23 protein-coding genes are annotated in these 24823 nt (G+C 68.0%); 12 read left to right on the top strand and 11 right to left on the bottom strand.

What is annotated here, in order from left to right:
* The first annotated feature begins 16 nt into the window (after positions 1-16).
* From F1643_RS00325 to F1643_RS00315, 3 genes are all read left to right on the top strand, one after another.
* A complete protein-coding gene (locus tag F1643_RS00325; RefSeq protein WP_194909735.1) occupies positions 17-2047 on the top strand; it encodes a glycosyl hydrolase family 28-related protein in 2031 nt (676 codons plus the stop codon).
* Entirely contained in the window at positions 2044-3564 is a 1521-nt protein-coding gene (gene terL / locus F1643_RS00320; RefSeq protein ID WP_194909733.1) for a phage terminase large subunit, read from the top strand. The genes F1643_RS00325 and terL overlap by 4 nt, the downstream gene beginning before the upstream one ends.
* Before the next feature lie 233 nt (positions 3565-3797).
* The gene (locus tag F1643_RS00315; protein ID WP_149222382.1) at positions 3798-4118 is read left to right on the top strand and encodes a hypothetical protein; all 321 of its coding nucleotides are present in this window, start codon (positions 3798-3800) and stop codon (positions 4116-4118) included.
* Positions 4119-4147: 29 nt separating this feature from the next.
* Here F1643_RS00315 and F1643_RS00310 read toward each other — a convergent pair whose 3' ends face one another.
* Entirely contained in the window at positions 4148-4366 is a 219-nt protein-coding gene (locus tag F1643_RS00310) for a hypothetical protein (protein ID WP_063635317.1), read from the bottom strand.
* A 355-nt stretch (positions 4367-4721) separates the two neighbouring features.
* On the opposite strand from F1643_RS00310, the gene F1643_RS00305 reads away from it, so the two are divergent.
* From F1643_RS00305 to F1643_RS00295, 3 genes are read left to right on the top strand one after another with little or no spacing between them, the layout of a single operon-like run.
* On the top strand, positions 4722-5096 hold the full coding sequence (locus tag F1643_RS00305; RefSeq protein ID WP_194909731.1) for a DUF952 domain-containing protein: 375 nt from the start codon (positions 4722-4724) through the stop codon (positions 5094-5096).
* Positions 5093-6166, top strand: a complete 1074-nt coding sequence (locus F1643_RS00300; RefSeq protein ID WP_194909730.1) for a quinone-dependent dihydroorotate dehydrogenase — start codon at positions 5093-5095, stop codon at positions 6164-6166. Before F1643_RS00305 ends, F1643_RS00300 begins: the two co-directional genes overlap by 4 nt.
* Positions 6167-6202: 36 nt before the next feature.
* A complete protein-coding gene (locus tag F1643_RS00295; protein ID WP_194909729.1) occupies positions 6203-7426 on the top strand; it encodes an EAL domain-containing protein in 1224 nt (407 codons plus the stop codon).
* A 10-nt stretch (positions 7427-7436) separates the two neighbouring features.
* On the opposite strand, the gene F1643_RS00290 is transcribed toward F1643_RS00295, so the two are convergent.
* Both F1643_RS00290 and F1643_RS00285 read right to left on the bottom strand, forming a co-directional pair.
* Positions 7437-7784, bottom strand: coding sequence for a type II toxin-antitoxin system PemK/MazF family toxin (locus F1643_RS00290; RefSeq protein WP_194909728.1), 348 nt, complete (start codon positions 7782-7784; stop codon positions 7437-7439).
* A complete protein-coding gene (locus tag F1643_RS00285) occupies positions 7781-8026 on the bottom strand; it encodes an AbrB/MazE/SpoVT family DNA-binding domain-containing protein (RefSeq protein WP_194909720.1) in 246 nt (81 codons plus the stop codon). The genes F1643_RS00290 and F1643_RS00285 overlap by 4 nt, the downstream gene beginning before the upstream one ends.
* Positions 8027-8228: 202 nt before the next feature.
* Between F1643_RS00285 and thrS the strand changes: the two genes are divergently transcribed.
* On the top strand, positions 8229-10193 hold the full coding sequence (gene thrS / locus F1643_RS00280; protein WP_194909712.1) for a threonine--tRNA ligase: 1965 nt from the start codon (positions 8229-8231) through the stop codon (positions 10191-10193).
* A 48-nt stretch (positions 10194-10241) separates the two neighbouring features.
* On the top strand, positions 10242-10805 hold the full coding sequence (infC, locus tag F1643_RS00275; RefSeq protein ID WP_370540421.1) for a translation initiation factor IF-3: 564 nt from the start codon (positions 10242-10244) through the stop codon (positions 10803-10805).
* A gap of 69 nt (positions 10806-10874) precedes the next feature.
* Here infC and F1643_RS00270 read toward each other — a convergent pair whose 3' ends face one another.
* The 3 genes from F1643_RS00270 to F1643_RS00260 all read right to left on the bottom strand — a co-directional run bounded on the left by F1643_RS00270 (position 10875) and on the right by F1643_RS00260 (position 14388).
* Complete coding sequence (locus F1643_RS00270; protein ID WP_194909711.1) at positions 10875-12251, bottom strand: CocE/NonD family hydrolase; 1377 nt, start codon at positions 12249-12251, stop codon at positions 10875-10877.
* Between the two features lie 259 nt (positions 12252-12510).
* Positions 12511-12708, bottom strand: coding sequence for a DUF2783 domain-containing protein (locus F1643_RS00265; protein WP_014248756.1), 198 nt, complete (start codon positions 12706-12708; stop codon positions 12511-12513).
* Positions 12709-12732: 24 nt separating this feature from the next.
* Complete coding sequence (locus F1643_RS00260; protein WP_194909710.1) at positions 12733-14388, bottom strand: FAD-dependent oxidoreductase; 1656 nt, start codon at positions 14386-14388, stop codon at positions 12733-12735.
* Between the two features lie 234 nt (positions 14389-14622).
* Here F1643_RS00260 and F1643_RS00255 point away from each other — a divergent pair, with 234 nt between their 5' ends.
* Entirely contained in the window at positions 14623-15261 is a 639-nt protein-coding gene (locus tag F1643_RS00255; protein WP_194909709.1) for a transferase hexapeptide repeat family protein, read from the top strand.
* Positions 15262-15267: 6 nt separating this feature from the next.
* Here the strand turns inward: F1643_RS00255 and F1643_RS00250 are convergent, their stop codons facing one another.
* On the bottom strand, positions 15268-15813 hold the full coding sequence (locus F1643_RS00250) for a MarR family winged helix-turn-helix transcriptional regulator (protein ID WP_194909708.1): 546 nt from the start codon (positions 15811-15813) through the stop codon (positions 15268-15270).
* 157 nt (positions 15814-15970) lie between these two features.
* Here F1643_RS00250 and F1643_RS00245 point away from each other — a divergent pair, with 157 nt between their 5' ends.
* From F1643_RS00245 to F1643_RS00235, 3 genes are all read left to right on the top strand, one after another.
* Entirely contained in the window at positions 15971-17095 is a 1125-nt protein-coding gene (locus tag F1643_RS00245; protein ID WP_194909707.1) for a homogentisate 1,2-dioxygenase, read from the top strand.
* A gap of 49 nt (positions 17096-17144) precedes the next feature.
* Positions 17145-18161 carry a fumarylacetoacetate hydrolase family protein gene (locus tag F1643_RS00240; RefSeq protein WP_194909705.1) on the top strand — a complete coding sequence of 339 codons (1017 nt, stop codon included), beginning with the start codon at positions 17145-17147 and terminating at the stop codon, positions 18159-18161.
* Between the two features lie 308 nt (positions 18162-18469).
* A complete protein-coding gene (locus F1643_RS00235; RefSeq protein ID WP_194909703.1) occupies positions 18470-20554 on the top strand; it encodes a methyl-accepting chemotaxis protein in 2085 nt (694 codons plus the stop codon).
* Positions 20555-20570: 16 nt separating this feature from the next.
* Here the strand turns inward: F1643_RS00235 and F1643_RS00230 are convergent, their stop codons facing one another.
* From F1643_RS00230 to paaX, 4 genes are all read right to left on the bottom strand, one after another.
* The gene (locus F1643_RS00230) at positions 20571-21623 is read right to left on the bottom strand and encodes a 2Fe-2S iron-sulfur cluster-binding protein (protein ID WP_194909701.1); all 1053 of its coding nucleotides are present in this window, start codon (positions 21621-21623) and stop codon (positions 20571-20573) included.
* 199 nt (positions 21624-21822) lie between these two features.
* Positions 21823-22851, bottom strand: a complete 1029-nt coding sequence (locus F1643_RS00225) for a hypothetical protein (protein WP_194909700.1) — start codon at positions 22849-22851, stop codon at positions 21823-21825.
* A gap of 263 nt (positions 22852-23114) precedes the next feature.
* Positions 23115-23600, bottom strand: a complete 486-nt coding sequence (locus F1643_RS00220) for a BLUF domain-containing protein (RefSeq protein WP_194909698.1) — start codon at positions 23598-23600, stop codon at positions 23115-23117.
* Between the two features lie 223 nt (positions 23601-23823).
* Positions 23824-24672, bottom strand: a complete 849-nt coding sequence (gene paaX / locus F1643_RS00215; RefSeq protein WP_255542259.1) for a phenylacetic acid degradation operon negative regulatory protein PaaX — start codon at positions 24670-24672, stop codon at positions 23824-23826.
* Between the last annotated feature and the right edge of the window lie 151 nt (positions 24673-24823).

Below are 24823 nucleotides of genomic sequence, written 5' to 3'. Positions count from 1 at the left end.
TTTCGCGGAGCCCCCGATGTCCACGTCGCTTCTCATCCCGCGCGGAACCCCGCGCGTGCAGTATCTTGCCGACGGCGCGCAACGGGTCTTCACCTACCCGTTTCCGATCTTCGCCGACGAGGATCTCCAGGTCTTCCTGGGCGCCGCACTCCAGAGCACCGGCTATGCGGTCGCCGGGGCCGGGACGACCGCAGGCGGGGCGGTGACCTTCGCCGCGGCACCGGCCGAGGGGACCGTGGTCCTGCTGCGCCGCCGCCTGCCCATCGAACGGCGCAGCGATTTCGGCGAGAGCGGACCGCTGCCGGCCTCCGCCCTCAATGGCGAGTTGGACCGGCTGACCGCAATGCTCCAGCAGGTGGCGGGCGACCAGGAGCTGATGCTGCGCTATGGCGACAGCGACCTGCCGGCCTCCCCCCTGCTGCCCGAGCGGGGCCTGCGCCAGGGCAAACTGCTGGCCTTCGACAGCGCCGGCAACCCCACCGTCCGCCCGCCGGTGGACGAGGAGGCGCTGGCGACCTATGTGCCGCCAGGGGCCGGGGCCACCGCGCGGCCGGTGCGCGACAAGCTGGCCGACCTCGTGTCGGTCAAGGATTTTGGCGCGGTGGGCGACGGGCTGATCGACGACACGCTGGCGCTGCAAACGGCGCTGACCTCCGCCCGTGCCGTGTTCGTGCCACCGGGGACCTATCGTATCGCCAACACGCTGACGCTCGGCCACGGACAGACGCTGTACGGGGCGGGGCAGTCATCGGTGATCCGCGGGGCGTCAAACGGCTTCGACCTCGTCCACCTGCCGGACGGCTACGCCACCCTGTCGGGCTTGCGGCTGGAGCAGGGCAGGGCGGGGGTGCGGCTGTTCGGGCGCGACGGGCCTTGCGTGCAGAACAGCCTGACCGACCTGACCCTGTGGGAGCCGGAGGTGGGGCTGGTCTTCGACGGTTCCATCGACCCGAACCTGCCCTGCTACTGGAACAACATCGCCCGCGTGCTGGTGGCGCGGCCGTCGCGCCATGGGGTGTGGCTGACGCGGACGGGAGCGGGCGACACGCCGAACGCCAACCGGTTTCATGCGGTGCGGGTCTATTCGCTGTCGGCGCCGATGACCGGCTGCGGCTTCTTCGTGGAGCAGGGGCGCTACAACAACGCCTTCTTCGACTGCGAGGCCAACCTTTGGCCGGGGGCGGAGGCCTGCTTCCGCGTCGGTGCCGTCACCGACAAGACGCTGATCGTGAATTTCTATGCCGAGTCGCTGGGCGCCCTGCCGAACCTGCAGCTGGATGCCGGGTCGGTGGAGACGGCGATCGTCAACCTGTTCTCCGCCGCCGCCGGGCCGGCGATCCTCGACCGCTCGGGCGGGCAATACACCGCGGTCAATGCCGGCTATCCGGAGAAGAACCGGTTTCAGCGCAGCCGCATCACCGAACTGGTGGTGGAGGCGCTGCGTTACGACACCGACTATGTGGAGCCGGTCCAGGGCGGGGTGGTGGCGCTGGACCTGCGCAGTTCCGTCTATCTGGCCAGTGCCTATGGTGGGCCGGTGGAGTTGCGTCTACCCAAGGCCGAGACCGCCAACGGCCATGCGGTGACGATCAAGCGCACCGATGCCTCCGCAAACCCGCTGACGGTGACGGAGACCGGCGGGCCGGGGCCGGACGGGCGGGTGCTGTCGCTCGGCAACCGCTACGACTTCGTGACGCTGGTGTCGAACGGGGCAGGCTGGTGGATCGTTGCCGGCAACAGCCAGCCGGGCAATGCCCACTATCACGACACCCCCGGCCTGTTCGAGCCGGATCTGAACCAGCAGCTCTATCTGGTCAGCGCCTGGAGCGGCGCGGTGGAGGTGCGGCTGCCGGCGCCCTCGGCGTCGCATGCGGTCGGGCGGACGGTCACCATCAAGAAGTCCGACACCGGCGGCAACCGCGTCACCGTCACCCAGGCCGGCGGCGGCGGACCGGACAGCGAGTCCATCGCGCTGGCCGCCCAGGGCCATGCGGTGACGGTGATGTCGAACGGCGCCGGCTGGCACATCCTGGGGCGGAATCCATGAGAGCGGGGAAGGAGGACAGCTTTCGCGCCTTCGTTCGGGGCTGGAACGAGATGGTGGAGCTGAAGACCCCCGCCCACCATGGGCGGATGGCGGGGTGGCTGGAGGCATGCATGGCCGGGCAGAACCGGCGCATGCTGCTGATGGCCTTCCGCGGGTCGGGCAAATCGACCCTGGTCGGGCTGTTCGCGGCGTGGCTTCTGCTGCGCGATCCCAACCGCCGGCTGCTGGTGCTGGCCGCCGACATGCGGCTGGCGACCAAGATGGTGCGCAACGTCAAGCGCATCCTGGAACGCCATCCCGATTGCAGCCACCTGAAACCGCCGGCCAGGGAGCGCGACCAGTGGGCGGCCGACCAGTTCACGGTCGTGCGGCCGATGGAACTGCGCGATCCGTCGATGGCGGCGGCTGGCATCGGCGGCAACATCACCGGCAGCCGTGCCGACGTGGTGATCTGCGACGACGTGGAGGTGCCGCGCAATGCCGACACCGCGGTCAAGCGCGCAGCATTGCGTGAACGTCTGTCGGAGCTGGAATATGTGCTGGTGCCGGGTGGGGCGCAGCTCTATGTCGGGACGCCGCATGCGCAGGACAGCCTCTATGCCGAGGAGACCGACGACGGCAGCCCGCCGTTCCTGGACGGATTCGAGCGGCTGGTCCTGCCGGTCTATACCGAGGATGAGGGCGGCAAGCGCACCTACACCTGGAAGGAGCGCTTCGGCGAGGCCCATGTCGCCCGCATTCGCAAATCCACCGGCCCCAACAAGTTCACCAGCCAGATGCTGCTGCGCCCGGTCAGCGTCGCCGATGGCATGCTGGATGTCGCAAAGCTCGGCCGCTACGACGCGGAGCTGGTGTATCGCGAGGCTCTGGGTCGGGCGGTGCTGACGCTGGACGGGGTACGGCTGGTCTCCGCCTCCTGCTGGTGGGACCCGGCCTTCGCCCGGCTGGACGTGGACGGCAAGACGAAAAGCGGCGACGGCAGCGTGGTGGCCGTGGTTTTCGGCGGCACCGACAACATGTTCTACCTGCACAGGGTGCTGTATCTGACGGTCGACCCGCGTTTGGAAGAGACGGAGGCCGATCAGCAGTGCGGACAGGTCTCCCGCCTTCTCGCCGAGAACCATCTGTCGTCGATCCATATCGAAATCAACGGCTTGGGCCGCTTCCTGCCCGGCCTGCTGCGCGAGCGGCTGCGCCATGACCGGCTGCCCGTCGGCGTGGTGGAGCAGACCAGCCGCAAGCCCAAGGCCCAGCGCATCACCGAGGCCTTCAACGCCCTGATGGCCGACCGCCGCCTGCTGGCCCACCGGTCGGTATGGGACACGCCGCTGATCCGGGAAATGCGCGACTGGCGTCCGGACGGCCGCTACCGCGGGTCCGACGACGGCTTGGACGCGGTGGCCGGCTGCCTCAATGCCGAACCTTTCCGCTTCGAAGAAGCGACCGCTGCCCCCAAACGCCGCCCCGACTGGCGGGGTGTCGGCACGGTGGTGGCGCCGTCGGACTGGGAGCTTTGAGAGCGGCTGTCGCGGCCGATACCGGACTCTTTCGTCAAAGCCATCGATTCGCCCTTGCGGACCGTCATTCCCGCGAATGCGGGAATCCATCCGAAACAGGCGCTTGGATCGAAAACCTGGATCCCCGCCTTCGCGGGGATGACGGTCGATCATGAGCGGTTCCGGCTTCGATGGCGTGCCTTCGACAAAACGGCCTTTCCGATCTTCACTCACCTCAACCACAGGAGACCCCGATGCACGACACCCTGACCGGAGGCCTGGATCTCGCCTGGTGGATCACCGCGGTCGAACTGCCGGCGATGGGCGGGCTGTTCTGGCTGATCGCGCGGGTGCGCAAGGATGCCGACAGCGCGCTGGACGAATTGCGCGCCCGGGCGGAGGAGGCTCAGGCGCAGGTGCGCGAGAATCTTGCCGCTTACAAGCTGGAGGTCGCGAAGACCTACGTCTCCTTCGCGACGCTCAAGGATGTGGAACAGCGCCTGACCGACCATCTGCTGCGAATCGAGACCAAGCTCGATTCCGGCTTCATGCCCTTCGAGGGCGGACGGCGCTGACCGTCAACGGCCGCAATGGGCGAGGCGGCTCAGTCGGCGTGGTGGATCATCGCCTGGTAGATCTTCCAGGCCACCTCGACCGACACGCCGCCGGCCCGCGCGCCTGCCGCCAGCATGGTGGCGCTCGGCTTCAGCGGGACCGCGGTCTGACCCGGCTCGCACAGCGCGCCCATGGCGGTGACCGAGGCGCCCAGGTCCGTGTCGCAGGACTGGGTCTTCTTCATCAGGCTCATGGAAATCGCGTTCATGACGGGTCCTCCGTTGACTTGCTTCTGTCACAGCAAAAGCAATGCCAACCGGCGAAAGCGGCTCCGGCCCTTGGAATCGCGGGGGGTGAACTGGATGGCACGCCGTTTCGGCAGGAATGGAGGCGGCGGAAACTCAAAAATACCCGCAAAATGCCGAATAGTTTCGAGTGTGCTTTGCAAAATGCAACGCGCGACGCGTGCGGAATTGCAATCGGGGAGTCGATCTTGCGTTGTGGCCGTCTCCTTGCGGACCCCAAGGCATGGGACGCGCCGCGCCGGGAGACGCTGCGGCTTTCGGGCTGCGGCTTTGATGCGTCTGGCCGGTGGCCGCGCCTTGGGATAGTGTCCGACCATCATGACCGACCGAATTATCCACCACATGTGCCGCGCGGACGAGTGGGACGCCGCCCGCCCGGCCGGCAGCTACCCGGGTTCGTCGCAGGATGTCCGGGACGGCTTCATCCATTTCTCCACCGCCGGACAGGTGGTGGAGAGCGCCGCCAAGCATCGCGCCGGCCAGGACGGCCTGCTGCTGCTGACGGTGGACGCCGACCGGCTGGGTGCCGCCCTGCGTTGGGAACCCTCGCGCGGCGGACAGCTGTTCCCGCATCTTTACGGGCCGCTGCCGGTGGATGCCGTGCTGCGGGCCGACCCGCTGCCGCTGGGGCCGGATGGGCGCCACGACTTCCCGGCCGGCTTTCCCTTTACCCTCCAGGATCTCGTTCCGTGATCGACCTCTATCCGCTTGCCGGGCCACTGCTGTTCCGCTTCGACCCCGAGACCGCGCATGGCCTGACCATCAAGGCGCTGAAGACCGGACTGGTCCCGCCGGCCCGTGGCAAGGACGAACCGGCGCTGCACACCCGCGTCTGGGGGCTGGACTTCACCAATCCGGTCGGGCTCGCCGCCGGCTTCGACAAGAACGCCGAAGTGGTCGACGCCATGCTGAACCTGGGCTTCGGCTTCGTCGAGCCCGGCAGCGTCACCCCGCGGCCGCAGCCCGGCAACCCGCGCCCCCGCCTGTTCCGGCTGGTGGAGCAGCGGGCGGTCATCAACCGCATGGGCTTCAACAACGAGGGGCTGGAAGCCTTCGCCCAGCGTCTGGAGCGCCGCCGCGCGGCGGCCAAGCGCGCGCCCGGCATCGTCGGCGCCAACCTGGGCAAGAACAAGGACACCGCGGACGCCGCCGACGATTACGTGATCGGCGTGCGCCGGCTGGCGCCGCTGGCCGACTATCTGGTCGTCAACGTCTCTTCCCCCAACACGCCGGGCCTGCGCGCGCTGCAGGGCCGCGATCCCTTGCGCGCCCTGCTGGAGCGGGTGTTGGAGGCGCGGGCCGCCTGCGGCCTGACCCGCAATCCGCCGCTTCTGCTGAAGATCGCCCCCGACCTGACGGTGGAGGACAAGAGCGACATCGCCGCGGTGGCGCTGGAGTCCGGCATCGACGGGCTGATCGTCTCCAACACCACCATCGCCCGGCCCGACGGCATCCCGGCGGCGATGCGCAGCGAGGCCGGCGGCCTGTCCGGCCGTCCGCTGTTCGAGCCATCGACCTCCGTCCTGCGCGAGATCTACGCGCTGACCGGCGGCAAGCTGCCGATCGTCGGGGTGGGCGGCGTGGCGGCCGGCGAGGACGCCTATGCCAAGATCCGGGCCGGCGCCTCGCTGGTTCAGCTCTATTCGGCGATGGTCTATGCCGGGCCGGCGGTGGTCCACCGCATCCGCCGCGAACTGGCGGAACTGCTGCGCCGCGACGGCTTCCGCTCGGTCGCCGAGGCGGTGGGGGCGGATCACCGCTGATCCTGCACTGTCGTTTCCACCACCGTGGTTTCCGCGATGACCCTGCTGACGCACCTCGTCTATGCGCTGGCTTACCTGATCGCCGGAATATCGACCGGTGCCGCCCTTTGGGCGCTGCGCCCGGAGGCCGATCCGCTTGTGGCGTGGCTGGCCGGGGCGCTGGTGGTGCTGGCTGGGGCGCTGCTCCATGACGTGGTGACCCGGCTGGAGCGCGAGCGCAAGGCCGCCCGCCGCATCGCCCGCCTGAACGACCGGGTGGAAGAACTGGCCCACCTGCTGGAGCAGCGCCTTGCTTCCGATGCGGGCGCCGCGCCGGAAAGCACCGTCCGCTATGATGCGGTGATGCAGGAGGTGAAGCTCCTGCAGTCGCTGGTCGCCCGCCTGACCGAACGGCGCGCCCCGCGCCCGCCGGCACCCGGCAGCGCCCCCAGCGGCGTCCCCAGCGGCGTCCCCAGCGGAGTCCGGCGTCCGGCGGCGATGCCGTCCCCGGTTCCGGAGCCGACTCCCCCCTCCGCCGCCCCGATGGACGACGCCGCGGTGCTGGAGGCGGTGCGCGACGCGCTGAAGGCCGACCGCATCGACGTCTATCTCCAGCCCATCGTCAGCCTGCCCCAGCGCAAGCACCGCTTCTACGAGGTGTTCTCGCGCGTCCGGTCCGCCGATGGGCAGCAGATCATGCCCGACCGCTATCTCGACATCGCCGAGCGCGAGGGACTGATCGCCACCATCGACAACCTGCAACTGGTCCGCTGCGTCCAGCTGATCCGCGAGACGGAGCGGCGCCAGCACGCCATCGGCTTCTTCGCCAACATCTCCGCCGCGACGCTGGCCGATGCGGAGTTCATGCGCCAGTTCCTGAACATGATGGCGCAGAACCACGCTCTGGTCCCGAAGCTGGTGTTCGAGCTGAGCCAGCACGATCTGCGCGCCGGCGGGGCGGTGACGATGGGCATCCTGTCGCAACTGGCGCGGCTGGGCTTCCGCTTCTCGATGGATCAGGTGACCGACCTTTCCATCGACCTGGACCGCCTGCTGCGGCACGAGTTCCGCTGCATCAAGCTGGACCGCGCGCTGGTGCTGGATCCCGCCAATGCAGGGCGCATCCGCGAACTGCGCCACCGCTGTGCCGCAGACGGCATCGACCTGATCGTCGAGAAGATCGAGACCGAGAACCAACTGGTCGAGGTGCTCGACACCGGCTTCGACTTCGGCCAGGGCTATCTGTTCGGCGAACCGCGGCTGAGCCGGAAGCCGGAGTGAGGCTGGGTTTCTAAAGTCCAATAAGCGCGGCGAGCTTTCCTCGGACTTCGGCCAGGATTGCCGATGGAGCGCGTGCGCCGGAAAACAGCAGCGGCCGGGCCATGGTGTCGATGCTGCGAACATGACTGGTCAGGATTTCGCCGGAGATCGGCGGGCCCGGCGGTAATACGGCACTGCTTGGAAATGGGCGAACGCGCGTGGTGATCGGGCATACGATTGCAAAGCGTGTCGCCTGCCAAAATGCACGGGGTGACACGATCAGTGCCGGTCTGCGCCCGCCCTGCTCACGCCCCGTCCGTGGATCGAAGTCAGTCCAGATGAGATCGCCGGCTTCTGGTTCCCAGTCCTCTTCAGTCATTCCTCAACGACCTCACGACCAACATCGGGACCCCAGTCGAACGCCTCCCGCATCGCCTCCGGCGTGACGCCTTTCATGAGTTCATCAAGGCTGTAACGGGGGCGATCTGCGGTGATGACGATCCGGTCGCCTTCGGCGTGAATGTCCACCCTTGCGCCGTCGCGCAGCCCCACCTGACTGGCGATGTCCTTGGGAATGCGGATGCCCAGGCTGTTGCCCCATCTTGCGAGTTGGACCTGCATGCGCGTGGCCTCCTTGCCGCTGCGATGGCTGTATGCCGGATATTCACAGGATATACGGCGGGCGTGGCAAAAATAAAGCCATGAGTTGCCCGGAGCCCTTGATTTCCGCCACCGCGCTTGACATTCCCCCACGCGGCGATGGAAATTTCGCGTTCCCGGCCAAGTCCGGGCACCCGATGCGGGTGATACGCAACACTAGTAAATGGTGACTTCGGTGACGTCCAACATCGCCATCACGCTGCCCGACGGCAGCGTGCGGGAGTTCGACCGGCCGGTGACGGGGCTTGAGATCGCCCAGTCCATCGGTTCGCGCCTTGCCAAAGATGCGCTTGCCGTCAAGGTCGACGGCACGGTGAAGGACCTCACCACCACCGTCACTACCAACGCCAAGATCGAGGTCGTCACGCGCAACCACGCCGACGCCCTCGAGGTCATCCGCCACGACGCCGCCCATGTGCTGGCCGATGCGGTGCAGAAGCTGTATCCCGGCACGCAGGTTACGATCGGCCCGTCGATCGCCACCGGCTTCTACTATGACTTCGCGCGTGACGAGCCGTTCACGCCCGAGGATCTGGAGAAGATCGAGGCGAAGATGCGCGAGATCGTCGGGGCCGACATCCCGATCGTCCGCGAGGTCTGGGACCGCGACGAGGCGGTCGCCTACTTCAAGAAGCTCGGCGAGCACTACAAGGCCGAGCTGATCGAGGCGATCCCGCAGGGCGAGCCGGTGTCGATCTACCGCCAGGGCGACTGGCTGGATCTGTGCCGCGGCCCCCACGCCATGACCACGGGCAAGGTCGGCCAGGGCTTCAAGCTGATGAAGGTTGCCGGCGCCTATTGGCGCGGCGACAGCCGCAACCCCATGCTCCAGCGCATCTACGGCACCGCCTGGCGCGACGAGAAGGAGCTGAAGGCCTACCTGCACCAGATCGAGGAGGCGGAGAAGCGCGACCACCGCAAGCTGGGCAAGGAACTGGACCTGTTCCATGTGCAGGAGGAGGCGGTCGGCTCGGTCTTTTGGCATCCGAAGGGCTGGACGCTCTACCAGACGCTGGAAACCTACATCCGCACCAAGCTGAAGGGTGCCGGCTATGTCGAGGTCAAGACGCCGCAGCTGATCGACAGCTCGCTGTTCAAGGCGTCGGGCCACTGGGACATGTATGGCGACAACATGTTCAAGGTGGAGGCCGATGGCGGCGAGAAGCTGCTGGGCATCAAGCCGATGAACTGCCCCGGCCATGTCCAGATCTTCCGCCATGGCCTGCGCTCCTACCGCGACCTGCCGATCCGCATGGCGGAGTTCGGCGCCTGCCACCGCAACGAGCCGTCGGGCGCGCTGCACGGCATCATGCGCGTCCGCGCCTTCACCCAGGACGACGCCCACATCTTCTGCACCGAGGATCAGGTGCAGAGCGAGGCGGCCGAGTATTTCAAGCTGCAGCTCGGCGTCTACAAGGACCTGGGCTTCGACAAGATCTCGGTGAAGCTGGCTCTGCGTCCGGACGTGCGCACCGGTGCCGACGAGCTGTGGGACCGCGCCGAAGGCGCGCTGGCCCAGGCGCTGCGCGACGCCGGGCTGGAGTATGAGGAGCTGCCGGGCGAGGGTGCCTTCTACGGCCCGAAGGTGGAATTCCACCTGACTGACGCCATCGGCCGGACCTGGCAGTGCGGCACGCTGCAGTACGATCCGAACCTGCCGGAGCGACTCGATGCCAGCTATATCGGCGAGGATGGCGCCCGCCATCGTCCGATCATGCTGCACCGGGCGATCCTCGGGTCGATGGAGCGTTTCGTCGGCATGCTGATCGAGCATTACGCCGGCAAGTTCCCGCTGTGGCTGTCGCCGGTCCAGGTGACCGTCGCCACCATCACCAGCGAGGCCGACGGCTATGCCGAGGAAGTGGCCAAGCTGCTGAAGCGCAAGGGCCTGCGCGTCGAACTCGACACCCGCAACGAGAAGATCAACCTGAAGGTCCGTGAGCACAGCCTGCAGAAGGTGCCGCTGATGCTGGTTGTCGGAAAGCGCGAGGCGGACGAGCGGACGGTCGCGCTCCGCGTGCTGGGCGGCAAGGATCAGGAAATTCTTGCCCTCGACGCCGCCGTGGCTAAACTGGTTGAGGAAGCGAGATCGCCCGCCGGCGAAACCGTGACCGACTCGCCGTTTTAACCGACCACGCGACGCCGCCGGCTGCTCCTCCGGACGGCCGGCTTCCACGTGGTTTCAGACCATGGAGAAGCGTCCATAGCCAGGATCCCGTCCGAAGCCGCCCCGACCCGCGATGGCCCGCGGGTTAACCGGGAGATCTCGGCTCGTTCCGTTCGTCTCGTCGGTGCAGACGGCGAGATGATCGGGGTGGTGTCGTTGCGCGATGCTCTGCTGGCCGCCGAGGATGCCGGCCTCGACCTGGTCGAGATCGCTCCCCAGGCCGAACCGCCCGTCTGCAAGATCCTCGACTATGGCAAGTTCAAGTACGAGGCGCAGAAGAAGGCGAACGAGGCCCGCAAGAAGCAGAAGATCATCGAGGTCAAGGAGATCAAGCTCCGGCCGAACATCGATGACAACGACTATGACGTGAAGATGCGCTCGGCGCGCCGATTCCTCGAGGAGGGTGACAAGGTCAAGGTGACCCTGCGCTTCCGCGGCCGGGAAATGGCGCACCAGGATCTGGGTATGAATGTGCTTGTCCGCGTCCGCGACGAGCTGACCGAACTGGCGAAGGTCGAGCAGATGCCGAAGCTCGAAGGCCGCCAGATGGTCATGGTGCTGGCTCCGCGCTGACGAGGGGGCGATTGTTGAGGAAAAGGCTCGTCCGGGATGCCGGACGGGCCTTTTTCTTTGCTTCATGCCTCAGCGCAGCGGCCGGTCGTCGACGATCACCACATAGCAGGTGTGGCGGGTGTATTTGGCGCAGTTGTCCAGGGCGCCGCGGCGGGCGGCGTCCTCGTTGGCCATGCCGGACTTCCATCCGAAGGCGCCGTCCCGCGACACCGCGAAGGCCTTGCGGCCGGCGGCTCCGAGATAGGCGCTGAATTTCGGCCGATTGGCGTCGGACAGTTCGGGCGGTGGCTCCAGCCTGACTTGCGTGCCGAGCGGTCCTTCCTGCGGCGCGGCGGCCATATCGGCACCGGCACCGGCAGGGCGGTCGTTCACGTAGGCGATGCGGCAGCTTTGGCGGGTATGCTTCGCGCAGGTCTCCAGTGCGCCCTCCTGCGCCGCGTCCAGGCTGCGCAGGCCGGATTTCCAGCCATAGGCGCCATCGGGCGACACGGCGAAGGCCTTGTTGCCGCCGGCCGCGACATAGGTGGGGAACTTGGCCCGGTTGGCGGCGGACAGTTCGGGTGGCGGCGGCAGAGCCGGCAGGGACAGCGCGATCGGCGTCTTGCGCGGAACCAGCCCGTTCTGCGCCAGGAACCCGTCGACCATCGGCGTCCATTCCGCGATGGCGGCACTGAAGAAGGAATGCCCGTCCTTTCCGTTCGGCGGTGCGGCGATGAACTCGCCCCGGCCGCCCTCATGGGTGAAAGCCTCCCACAGGCGTCGGGCGAGGTCGGGGCCGAAGAACAGGTCGTTTTCGGCATAGATCCACAGGGTTGGAACGCGCGAGCTGCGGCCCAGCGTGCCGAAGGCGGCGACCAGCCGCTCTTCCCGGCAAACCTCGTTGTCGGCGATGGAGCCGCGCCCGCCGGCGAAGCTGATCGCCGCCTTCAGCCCGGGCGGGGGATCGGCGCTGAGCGCGATGCTGGCAAGCCCGCCGGCCGACACGCCCACCGCGATGACGCGGCCGGGATCGGCATAGGGTTGGGTCGCCACATGGCGGACGGCCTGACGCAGGTCCTCGGCGCTCTGCCGGGCGGAATGCAGGTAGTCGGGGTTGTTGCAGGCGCCGGTCGTTTCGCTGTAGGGACCGTCCGATCCGCCATAGCCGCGCCGCATCACCGCCACCGTCGCCCAGCCGCGCCGGGCGAACTCACGGGCTTCCGGCAGATAGCGCAACGGCGTCATCTGCGCCCGTTCCGCCGGGTCGCGCGGGGTGCCGTGGCTGATGATCGCGATGGGGTAGGGACCGGGGCCGTCCGGCCGCAGCAGCATCGCTTCCAACGTTGCGGAGGATCCGTCGGGAAAGCGCGCGGGGATCGACAGCGGAGCCTGCACCAGCCCTTCGGCAAGCGCCGGTCCGCACCACGACAGCATGAACAGCAGGGCGATCAGGCGGCGCAGGATCATGGCGGGCGCAGTCTCCGCAAGAGGGGGGCTTGCGCCTTTTGTACGCCATCTTGGGCTTGGCGTCAGTGGGGGAGGTGGTGGGGTGTCGGCTGACGATGCCCCCTCCCTGACCCTCCCCGCCCAGCTCTCGCACAAAGCGGAGCTTTGTGCGAGAGCTGGGCGGGGGAGGGGATTGGACCTTCGTCGGCGTTCGGCGGCAGTCCCTCCCCCGCAAAGCGGGGGAGGTTAGGTGGGGGTCTAACTTTGCACCACTAGTCCCTCACTCCACCCCCTGCCGCGCCACCCGCAGCGCTTCGGCCAGAACCTCGGCGTCGCCGATGTGGTTGGCGAGCAGCAGGATCAGCTTGGCGTTCAGGCGGGTGCTCTGGTCGGGGGTCAGGTCGCGGTGGCTGTCGATCAGCAGCTGGTAGACGTCGTCCGGGCTGGCGAAGCGCTGCTCGGTCATCAGTTTGGCCATGGGTGGGCTCCACAAGTTCGTATGTCAGCGGCCGGTGGCGCGGGCCAGCGCGGCGGACAGGGCCGCGGCGTCGAAGCGGCGCCAGCGGGCGGCGATGTGCTGGTCGGGGCGGATCAGATAGACGCTGCCCGGCGTCAGGTCGTAGCGCTCGCGCAGGCGGCCGGCGCAGTCCACCAGTTCCCTGGCGATGCCGCGGCGCCGCTCGGTCACTGCGTGCCATGCCAGCGGCAACGGTCCGGTGGCGAGGCCGTCCAGCGCCTCCGCCACCTCGGCCGGGACCGGCCCGTCACCGGCGGCGTAGAGCACGGTGAAGCGGCCGTCCAGCGCCTCCATCAGCCAGCCGGGCTGGCCGTCGCGTTCCACCGGTGCATCGGTGGCCGGCGCGCCCGGCACCATCTTCCCGGCGAACGCGTTGGCGTCCGGCGTGTTCAGCGGGCTGTCGGTGTAGGTGGTGGGGGTGGACAGCCGGCCGGAATTGACCAGCGAGCGGGCGAAGGGCTGGTCGACCGCAAGCTCCAGCACCGCGTCGCGGAAGACGCGGCTCATCTCGCTCTTCGGCGTGATGAAGTCGGTGGAACGGGTGGAGTTCAGGATGTTCTCCTTCGCCGCCGCCACCCGTTCGTCGCTGTAGCTGTCCAGCAGCGAGTCCGGCGCCTTGCCGTCCAGCACCAGCGCCAGCTTCCACACCAGATTGTCGGCATCGGGCACGCCGCTGTTGGCGCCGCGGGCACCGAAGGGCGAGACCTGATGCGCCGAATCGCCGGCGAACAGGATGCGGCCATGGCGGAAGCGCTCCAGCCGGCGGCACTGGAAGGTGTAGACCGACACCCATTCCAGCTCGAACGGCGTGTCGGCGCCCAGCATCGCCTGGACGCGGGGAATGACGCGCTCCGGCTTCTTCTCTTCCTCCGGGTCGGCGTCCCAGCCCAGTTGGAAATCCAGGCGCCAGACATTGTCGGGCTGCATGTGCAGCAGGGCCGACTGCTTGCGGTGGAAGGGCGGGTCGAACCAGAACCAGCGCTCCGCCGGGAAATCGGCCTTCATCACCACGTCGGCGATCAGGAAGCGGTCCTTGAACACCTCGCCCTGGAACTCCAACCCCAGCATCTTGCGCACCGACGACTTGGCGCCGTCGCAGGCGATCACCCAATCGGCTTCCACCGCATGGACGCCGTCGGGCGTCTCGACCTGCAGCACGACATGGTCGGCCTCCTGCTTGGCCGAGATGACGCGGGACAGCCAGCGCAGGTCGATCAGGTCGCTCTCGCGCGCTTGCGTGACCAGAAAATCCTCCAGGTGATATTGCTGGAGGTTGATGAAGGCGGGGATCTTGTGGTCCGGCTCCGGCAGCAGGTCGAATTGGTAGACCATGCTGTCGCCGTTGAAGACCTTGCCGATCTTCCACACCACACCCTTGTCGATCATGCGCTGACCGACGCCCAACCGATCCCACACCTCCAGCGCGCGCTTGGCATAGCAGACGGCGCGGCTGCCGACGCTGACGGTGTCCTCGGCGTCGAGCACCACCACCGGCACGCCCTTGCGTGCGAAGTCGAGCGCAGCGGTCAACCCGACCGGGCCGGCGCCGATGACCACCACAGGGTGGCGCCGGACGCTGCCGGTGCGCTGTTCCTCCGACGGTATGAAGCTGTATTTGGGATAGCTGAAGGTCGCGTGCATTGGGCGTTTCCTCCCTCGGAAACCATGATCGAGCGCTTTTGCGCGCCGGCTTGTAACGAACCGCTATGGTTGCCAACGATACAGTTTCATTTGATACCAATCAAGCGCTCAGCGCGACGGATATGGACACGATACAGGGAAAGCTACCATGACTGAAAATCAGTATCGCGTATAGGGCGCTGCGGTGTAGCCTTGCGGCAAAAGACCGGATAGAGACACCGAGGAACGCCAATCATGACCGCTCCCACCATCACGCCCACCTTGCCGCGTCCGACCGTCTACGCCATCGACGGGGTGATCCCCGTCATCGATCCGACCGCCTTCGTCCATCCCTCCGCGGTGCTGATCGGCGACGTGGTGGTGGGACCGGGCTGCTATGTCGGCCCCTGCGCCAGCCTGCGCGGCGATTTCGGTCGGATCGTGCTGCAGCGGGGCAGCAACGTGCAGGACAATTGCACGCTCCATGCCTTCCCCGGCCACGACGCCATCGTCGAGGAGGACGGGCATGTCGGCCATGGCGCGGTGCTGCACGGCTGCATCGTCCGCCGCAACGCGCTGGTCGGCATGAATGTGGTGGTGATGGACGGGGCGGAGATCGGCGAGGAGTCCATCGTCGCCGCCATGGCCTTCGTCAAGGCCGGCTTCGTCGTGCCGCCGCGCACGCTGGCCGCCGGTCTGCCGGCCAAGGTGATGCGCGAGCTGCGGCCGGACGAAGTCGCCTGGAAGTCGGAAGGAACCGACGAGTACCAGCGCCTAGCCCGCCGTTCGCTCGCCACGATGGTCGCCTGCGCCCCCCTGGAAGCGGAGGAACCCGGCCGCGGCCGCGTCGATGCCGGCACCAGCCAGCCGCTGCACAAGCTGAAGGGGGGATGAGCGGCTTTACTCTTCCACCGGCTCCCCCTGTGCGCTGACCGGCGCCGGGCGGGTGGCGAGCTGGTCGGCGCGGGCCTGCAGCTTGGACAGCAGGGTGTCGAGCTGCGCCCGCTCGTCGATCGACAGGGCGTCGGTGGCCTCTTCCTCATAGGTCAGAGCCATCGGCACGATCTCGGCATAGATCGCCAGCGCCTTGGGCGTCAGGGTCAGCAGGGCCTTGCGCCGGTCGGTGTCGCCCGACTCGCGCAGGATCAGCGCGGACTCCAGCATGCGGCTGATGGCGCGGCTGACCTGCACCTTGTCCATCGCGGTGCGCTGCGCGATCTCGCCGGCGCTCATCGTCTCGCCGCTGCCCAGCACGGCGATGATCCGCCATTCCGGGATGGTGATGCCGAACCGCTTCTCGTACAGCTTGGCCAGCGTGTGGCTGACCGTGTTGGCCAGCACCGACAGCCGGTAGGGCAGGAAGCGCGTCAGGTGCAGCGCCGGCCGATCCGCCGGGCCGGATGATGAAGAGGGTGAGGGGGTGCGGGAACGGCGGGCGGGCGGCATCGGCGGGCATCGTCTGTGGGAAGAATCGCGGGTGTCCCCATCCTGCGCCGGAATTTGGCTCTTGCAACAGTTTCAAACGAAACTAAAATGGTGGCAACGGAACAAGCCTGCCGGCGCCCGACATGGAAGCGGCCTGCGGCATTGAGGGGGAAGCGTCATGAAGAACTGGATTTCGTTTCCGAAGGTCGAGGGCACCGCGTCGCGTCAGGCCCATGTCCGGCTTCCCGCCGGCACCTATGAGCGCGAGATGGGGCGCGAAGGATTCTTCGGCCCGGCGACCCAGATGCACCATGCCCATCCGCCGACCGGCTGGACCAGCTTCGACGGGCCGCTGCGCCCGCGCGCCTTCGACCTGAACCATGTCGATCAGATGCCGGGCTGCCCTTTGGAGGCGCCGGCTTTGATGGGCAACGGGGCGACGCAGGTGAGGCTGTGGCGCTTCAAGGGCAGGATGGACCATCTCGTCCGCAACGCCGACGGCGACGACCTGCTGTTCTTCCACCAGGGCGGCGGCCACCTGTTCTGCGACTATGGCCATCTTGAGGTGCGAGAGGGCGATTATGTCGTGCTGCCGCGCAACACCTGCTGGCGGCTGGAGACCGACGAGGCGGTGATGGTGCTGATGGTGGAGGCCACCAACGACGCCTACAAGCTGCCGCACAAGGGGCTGGTCGGCACCCATGCCATCTTCGATCCGGCGGTGCTGGACGTGCCGGCGCTGGACGACGCCTTCCAGGAGCAGAAGCACGAGCGCGAGACGCTGGTGCGGGTGAAGAAGCGCGGGCAGCTCTGCGCCATGACCTATCCGTTCAACCCGCTGGACGCGGTGGGCTGGCACGGCGACCTCGCCCCGGTGCGGCTGAACTGGCGCGACATCCGGCCGCTGATGAGCCACCGCTACCACCTGCCGCCCTCGGCGCACAGCACCTGGATCGCAGGGCGCTTCATCATCTGCACCTTCGTGCCGCGGCCCATCGAGTCGGACCCGGAGGCGCTGAAGCTGCCCTATTATCACTCCAATGAGGATTTCGACGAGGTGCTGTTCTATCACCGCGGCCAGTTCTTCTCGCGCGACAACATCCATCCCGGCATGGTGACCTACCACCCCTCGGGCTTCCCGCACGGGCCGCATCCGAAGGCCTACGAGGTGGCGCAGAAGTTCGAGCGCAAGGAGACCGACGAGGTCGCGGTGATGATCGACACCCGCGACCCGCTGGACGTCTATCCGGCGATGGAAGGCGTCGAATGGGGCGGCTACGCCGACAGCTGGAAAGCGAAATGAGCGGCCATAAGGCTGCCGGACGCTGAATTCCAAGGAAGGGAAGAGACGAATGAAGCTGGCAAGTTTGAAGGCGGGCGGGCGCGACGGCACCCTGGTCGTGGTGTCGCGCGACCTGACCCGCGCCACCCCGGTGGCGGAGATCGCCCGCACGCTCCAGGCGGCGCTGGACGACTGGACGGCACTGGCGCCCAAGCTGGAGGAGGCCTATCGCGCGCTGAACGCCGATCCGGCGGCCGGCCGGCCCTTCGACCCGGCCGCGGCGGCCTCGCCGCTGCCGCGCGCCTACCAGTGGGCGGACGGATCGGCCTACGTCAACCATGTGGAGCTGGTCCGCAAGGCGCGCGGGGCGGAGATGCCGCCCAGCTTCTGGACCGATCCGCTGATGTATCAGGGCTGCTCGGACAGCTTTCTGGCGCCGACCGACCCGATCCCGGCAGCGACCGAGGCCTGGGGCATCGATTTCGAGGCGGAGATCGCCGTCGTCACCGGCGACGTGCCGATGGGCGTCCCGGCGGAGACGGCGGGCGGCCATATCCGGCTGCTGATGCTGGTCAACGACGTGTCCTTGCGCAACCTGATCCCGGCGGAACTGGGCAAGGGCTTCGGCTTCTTCCAGTCCAAGCCGGCCTCCAGCTTCTCCCCCGTCGCGGTGACGCCGGACGAGCTGGGCGATTCCTGGGACGGCGGCAAGCTGCACCGGCCGTTGGTGACGACGCTGAACGGCGAGCCCTTCGGCTGCCCGAATGCCGGTGTCGACATGACCTTCGACTTTCCAACGCTGATCGCCCATGCCGCCAAGACCCGCCGTCTGGCGGCCGGCAGCATCGTCGGCTCGGGCACGGTGTCGAACAAGCTGGACGGCGGTCCCGGCAAGCCGGTCGATGCCGGCGGCGTCGGCTATTCCTGTCTGGCCGAGCTGCGGATGATCGAAACCATCGAGCACGGTGCGCCGAAGACACCGTTCATGCGCTTCGGCGACCGGGTGCGGATCGAGCTGTTCGACAAGGACGGCGCCAGCGTGTTCGGCGCCATCGACCAGCAGGTGGTGCGGTACGACGGTCCGTAAATTGGAACCGGCAGAGGCGTGAAATCCGGCGCCCTGCCGAATTGAAGGGTGTGAAACGAGGTGCCGGTGGGGGTGGATTTGCCCTGCCGGCACTTTTTCGCGGTTGCAGCAAAATCAATCCGCCTGCCGTCGTGACATCGCCTGCCGGTCCGGAAGCGGTTCTGGGGTTGAACTGCCAACCCGCAAGTCCCGAAAATTGATGTGCCATCCCATCGTTATCGATTATAAGGTGCCGCTCCTTATTCCTATTTGGTGCCGCCTTGCCGTTCGTTCCCGAACATTGGGCGGACCGGACGAAGGCGCGCGGCATGAAGGCTCGGTTCAGGACGAAGATCATCATCGGCGTGGCGGCGGTCCTGGCGGCGGGTGCCGCCGCGGTGACGGCGGTGTCGCTCACCCTGTCGCGCGACGCCGGGCACAAGGCCGCCGTGACCCTGGCTGCCGAGATGGCGGACCGCCATGGCGCGCGGGTCTCCGCCGATATCTCCGCCGCGCTGGACGCCGCCCGCGCCGCCGCGGCGCTGGTGGAGGTGGAACGGTCCACCGGGACACCGCGGCGCGAAACGGTGAACCGCTATCTGCGCCGCGTCGCCGAAGCCAATCCGCTCTATGCCGGGGTGTGGGTGGACATGGCCCACGACGGGTTCGACGGCCGGGACGCGGCCTTCGCCGACCATGACCGCTCCGCCGAGATCCTCGGCCTGCCCAAGACCGGCCGGATGAGCCTGCTGTGGCTGCCGGGCGCGCAGGGCGTGCAGGCCGACGACAGCGAGGGCTATCCCTTCGCCGACGTGCAGGAGAAGGAATATTACAAGTCGGCCGCCGCGGCGCGGAAGCCGGTGCTGACCGAACCCTATCTCGACGACTTCACCAAGCGGCTGATGACCAGCGCCGCGGCGCCGGTGATGGATGGGACCGCCGGCGGGGGCCGCGTGATCGGCGTCACCGGGGTCGACATGGCGCTGACCGGCCTGACCGACGTGGTCCGTTCGGTGAAGCCCTATGGCGACGGTTTCGCGGCGGTGCTGACCGGTTCCGGCCTCTATGTCGCCCATCCCGACGACGGCAAGCTGTCGAAGGCCGCCGACGACCTGCCGGAAGCGGCCCGCCGCGCCGTCGCCGAGGGGCGGGCGTTCGACGGCATCGTCACGCTGGCCGGCGCCCCCCATTACCTGCGGCTTGCGCCGGTGCGTTTCTCCGGCGCGGACGGCGCATGGTCCTTCATGGTGGCGGCGCCGCAATCCAGCGTGATGGCCGACGCCAACCGGCTGACCCTGCTGACCGTGCTGGTCAGCCTGGGCTGCGTCGCGCTGGGCTGTCTGGTGGCGTGGAAGGTCGGCGACGGCATCGCCCGGCCGGTCACCGCCGTCACCGCCGCCATGGACCGGCTCGCGGCCGGCGACCTGGAGGCGACGGTGCCGGGCGCCGACCGCGACGACGAAGCCGGCGGCATGGCCCGCGCCGTCGAGGTGTTCAAGGAGGGGCTGGTCCGGGCAAAGGAACTCGCCCGCCAGCAGCAGGCCGACTGGCAGGCCAAGGAGGCCCGCGCCGCCGCGCTGACCGAATTGCAGAAGGCGTTCGAGACCCGCGTCGGCGGCCTGACCGGGGCGCTGGCCTCCTCCGCCCAGCAGCTCGAATCGACCGCTCGCGCCCTGACCGGCATCGCCGACCAGAGCCTCGGCCGGTCGGAGCAGGTGGCGGCTTCCGCCCGCGCCGCGGCCGACAATGTGCAGACCGCCGCCGCCGCGACGGAGGAACTGTCCGCCTCGGTCCAGGACATCGGGCGGCAGGTGGCGGAGTCCGCCCGCATCGCCGACGCCGCGGTGTCGGACGTCAGGCGGGCCGACGAGGCCGTCGCCGGGCTGGCGGAGAGCGCCGGGCGGATCGGCGCGGTGGTGGAACTCATCAACTCGATCGCCGGCCAGACCAACCTGCTGGCGCTGAACGCCACCATCGAGGCGGCGCGCGCGGGCGAGGCCGGAAAGGGCTTCGCCGTCGTCGCGTCGGAGGTGAAGAACCTGGCCAATCAGACAGCCAAGGCCACCGAGGACATCGTCGGCCAGATCAAGGGCATCCGCGACGCGACGCATGAGGCGGTGACCGCCGTCCACGGCATCAGCGAGACCATCGCCCAGGTCAGCCGCATCGCGTCGGGCATCGCGGCGGCGGTGGATCAGCAGGCGGCGGCGACGCAGGAGATCGCCCGCAGCGTGATCCAGGCGGCCGACGGGGCGCAGGAGGTCAGCGGCGGCATGGGCAGCATCCGGGCGGGTGCCGGCGATACCGGTGCGGCGGCCGACCAGCTGCTCGCCGCCGCCGCCGCGCTCGCCGGCCAGTCGAAGGATCTGACCCGCGAGATCGACGGCTTCATCGCCGGCGTCCACAAGGCTTGAGGGTCCGGTCTTCCGGTCACCCCACCGCCATCAGCCGGTCGGCCGGCAGCGTTTCCGGAATGTGCTGCGAGACGTAGCCTTCGCTGTGGATCCGGTCGTCGCTGGCGCCCAGCGCGCGGGCGGCGGCGACGCAGGACTCGACGAAGGCGGGGCTGCCGGCGGTGAAGATGGCGTGGCCGGACAGGTCGGGGAACAGGCCGGGCAGGATGGCGGGGATGCGGCCCGTCAGGTGATCCGGGCTGGTTTCCCGCGTCAGCGTCACCTTGACCTTGAAGTTGCGGTATTTGGCCTGCCAGTAGCTGAGAAGCCCCAGCTCGTACACGTCGGCGCGGGTGCAGGCGGAGAACAGCAGCGTCACCGGCGGGCGGTAGCCGCGGCGCAGCGCCGCGTCGGTCAGCGCCAGGATGGGCGCGAGGCCGGAGCCGGCGGCCATGCACAGCACCGGGCTGTCCACCGACGGGTCGCCGATGAAGGTGCCGTAGGGGCCGGACAGCTTGACCATGCTGCCGACCGTCAGCGTGTCGTGGATCCAGCCGCTGGTCGGGCCGCCGTCGACGCGGGTGACCTGCAACACGATCTCGCCGTCCGGGCGGGGCGCGTTGGCGATGGAATAGCAGCGCGGCGGCGCGCCGGCCGCGGCGTCGCCCAGCATCACATACTGGCCCGGCCAGTAGCGCAGGGGCTGGCCCAGCGGGCGCAGGCGCAGTTCCACGATGCGCGGCGTGCGCGGGATGCGGTCGGTGACGATGAACAGCACATTCTCGCGCGGCGGGAACAGCTTGGGCTGGGCGTCGGCGGTGCCGTATTCGATCACCAGCTCTTCGGAGATCGGCTTGGCCATGCACATCAGGCCATAGCCGTCCTTCCGCTCGCCCTGGGACAGCGCCATGTCGAGGACCATGCCCTGGTCGAACTGGCCGCTGAGGACCTTGACCTTGCATTCGCCGCAGGCGCCGGCGCGGCAGTTGTTGGGCAGGGCGTAGCCGGCCTGTTCCAGCGCCGACAGGACGGTCTCGCCGTCACGGCACTCGACCGTGCGGCCGGAGGGGTGGAGGCGGATGCGGCTCACCGGGGGGATCCTTGGGGTCGTTTTACAGAGGGACACTTGCCCCCACCCCGACCCTCCCCCGCTCTCGGCCGACCGGAGGCCGGTCCGATGCAGGGGAGGGAGCAAGTGCTGATGCGGGAGAGTGGCGGCGGTTCCCTCCCCTGCGAAGCGGGGGAGGGTTAGGGTGGGGGCAAATGGGCTGGCGCTCTGACGAACCGCCTCAGAACACCGGGATGATCTCGTCCATGTCGACGTCCCGGACTTCCTCGCCGGTGATGCCGACCTCCGGGATCGCCGGGAACGGGATGCCGTAGCGGTCCAGCACGCCCTTGAGGTTCAGCATGGCGTTGCGCCAGTTCTCCTTCTTCGCCTCGTAATCCGGGATGTGGAAGCCGGCGTTGCGGGCGATGGCCTCGGCCTCGCGCTGGGTGGCGATGAAGTCGTCGGGCAAATCCCAGAACTGGGGCGGCGGTTCGAACAGGACGGCGGACAGGAACAGGTAGCCGGCGCGGATCTGCTTGGTGATGACGGACTTGTCCTCCACCGCCAGATGGGGATAGTCGCGCTCCATCACCGACATGCAGATCGCCATGTGGCGGCCCTCGTCGCGGCCGATGTTGCGGAAGGCTTCCTTGAACACCGGCTCGCTGCAACCGGCCGCCATCTGGTGGAAGATGGTCGCCGCCGCGATCTCGCCCATCAGGAAGGAGCTGAACAGCACGGCCAGCGAGTATTTCGGAACCGCCTTCTTGTAGCCGTCCCAATAGCGCCCGCCGTTGTAGTACAGCCAGTGGGCGTTCTTCTGCAGCCGGCGGCCGAGATCGGTCTTCGGCTCGTAGGTCAGCGGGCTGTCGGCCTCCAGCAGCTTGGTGATGGCCAGCCCGCACATCTGCTCGTGGTTCTGCTCGTCGCGGGTGACGGAGAAGAAGCAGCGGCGGACAGGATCCTCCTCATGCACCTCGTAGGTCTTGATCAGGGCATGGGCGAAGACCGGCGGGGCCGACGCGTCGAACACCGACAGGATGGTCCACCAATAGGCGATGGCCTCCCGCTCCTCCCAGCTGTAGCGCGACACGTCGAAGCTGTCCCAGGGCAGCTTGGCCGGGTCCCAGTTCTCGCGCTGGGCGGCGGCGTAGACCTCTTCCAGCTTCTTGGTCTGCGACACCCAGGACAGCGGATAGACGTTCGGCTGCGGCGTGGCGGGCGGGAACTCCATCGTGTTGGCGATGGGGGTGTAGTCCTTGGACATGGGGGCGTTTCCTCCGGGACATTTCGGCGGGCGCTCACTTTTCCATCGGCGCCCTGTGGTCTTTATATGACACAGAGAACGGCTTATCTCAAGATTTCCTGTATCACTTCTACCTGCGGGGGCGTTTGGCATAATCCATTGATTTTAAGGGGAAAGCATGCAGAAGCGGCGAATTGATCCAGATCAATTCGTTCAAGATGCCAATCTTCTCAGATGAAATGGTATCGAGATCCCGCCACCGCGGAGGCGGCGCCGGCCTGAAATCAGCCGGGCGCGAAGCAGGGGATGTTGCCGTGCACCAGTTCACGGGTGGCGGGATCGACGTCGGCCAGGATGCAGGCATGCATATAGGCGCGGGCAAGCACGTCGAGCGCGAAGTCGGCATCGTGCGACCGGCGGCGGAACTCCTCGATCCGGACCGGGGAACCGAACACCGCCTGCCAGAAGGTCGGGGTGTCGAGCGGTCCGAAATTCATCGCCCAGAAGCCGAAAGTGGGTTGGCCGGCCGAACTCTCGCGCAGGAGCAGTTCGATGCCGCGGTGGCGCTGGTCGGCGGCGATGCGGGTGTAAAGCCGTTCCACCACCTCGGCTTCGCCTTCCAACACCTGCAGGAAGATGCCCTCGAACTCCACCAGGAAGCCGGTCACTCCCAGCTCCCGGTTCTTGCGGGCGCTGAACAGGCAGATGTCGGCGAGGGCACTGTAGGGCAGCCGGTAGACGGCCTCGCTGCGGTAGACGATGGTCAGCATGGGCGATATCCCGGAATGGACCGATCGAACGGCAACAATCCGAGCTTACCGCGCTTTTTGCGTTAATTGTATGAAGTTCGCAGCCGCTCACCCATTGGTCTCAAGGCCCATTGTCGCAGGGGGGCAGGTCAACCGGCCGGGACGCTCTCCAGCCCGCCGAACCGGCCGTGGAAGGCCGGCTGCGCATCGGGCAACGGACCGTTGGCGGTGGTCGCCGCCTGCATCAGGAAGGCTTCGGACGGACCGGCCAGCCGGCGGTAGAGGTTGCGGTGAGCATCCGCGATTCCTGGCCCGGCCAGTCGGCCGGCAGCAGGTCGGGCGGCAGCATCGGGTCGCGCAGCAGGATGCGGCGGAAATCGTGGATCATCAGCGTGCGCAGGACGAAGCAGGATGCCGGGTCCGGGGTGTCGGCGGCATCGACCGCCGCCCAGACCGGACGAAAGTGATCCAGAAACGCCGCATAGTCGTGCTCGAGCTGATCGATATCCCAGCAGCCGCGCACCAGATCGCGCAGCGCCCCGAACCCCTCCGCCCGGTCCAGGCTGGCCTTCATGTGGACGATCCTATCGGCGACCCCCAATTCCGCCAGCGAGCGGTGCATCGCCGCCTCGTCGCAGTTGGGGTGGGCGTAGACGGTGGCCGAAGCGGCGCCGAAGCCCTGCCAGGTCAGCTCCCGCCGCAGGGCATCGCGCGTCTCGGCGTCCAGCGCGTTGGGCGGCACCATCAGCAGGTCCCATCCGCGGTCCCATTCGCGGGCCAGCGGTGCGTAGATCCGCCGCTCCGCCGCGGCGAAGCGTTCCTTCCCGCTGTCGGTGACGCGGTAGAAGCTGCGCCGGCCGATCTGGGTGTTGGTCAGCCAATCGTCCTTGCACAGCCGGAAGACGGAGGTGCGGATGATCCGCTCGCTCATCCCGAACAGTCCCATCAGGTCGATCAGGCTGCCCAGCCACAGCGATCCGCCATGCGGCAGCACGGCGTCGCCATAGACGGTGATGATCAGCGACTTCGCCCGCGGCGCGATCGTCTCGGTCAGCTGGGCGGCAAGGTCTTCGGGGCGGCGCGGGCGGGCCATGCGGTGGGGACGTCCTTATCGATACGGCTTGCGATGCGGGTGGAGCCGGGCGAGGCGGCGCGACGGAGTTGTATACGAAACCCGGACCCGGTTCGGCCAGTGCCACGACAGCGCGGACGACCGGAACGGAAAGCGCGCCGGCGGCCGATAG

This window comes from Azospirillum sp. INR13 (assembly GCF_015390205.1).
GTDB lineage: Bacteria > Pseudomonadota > Alphaproteobacteria > Azospirillales > Azospirillaceae > Azospirillum.
Note: the sequence above shows the minus strand (reverse complement) of the source record. Positions and strands in the feature narration are given on the sequence as shown.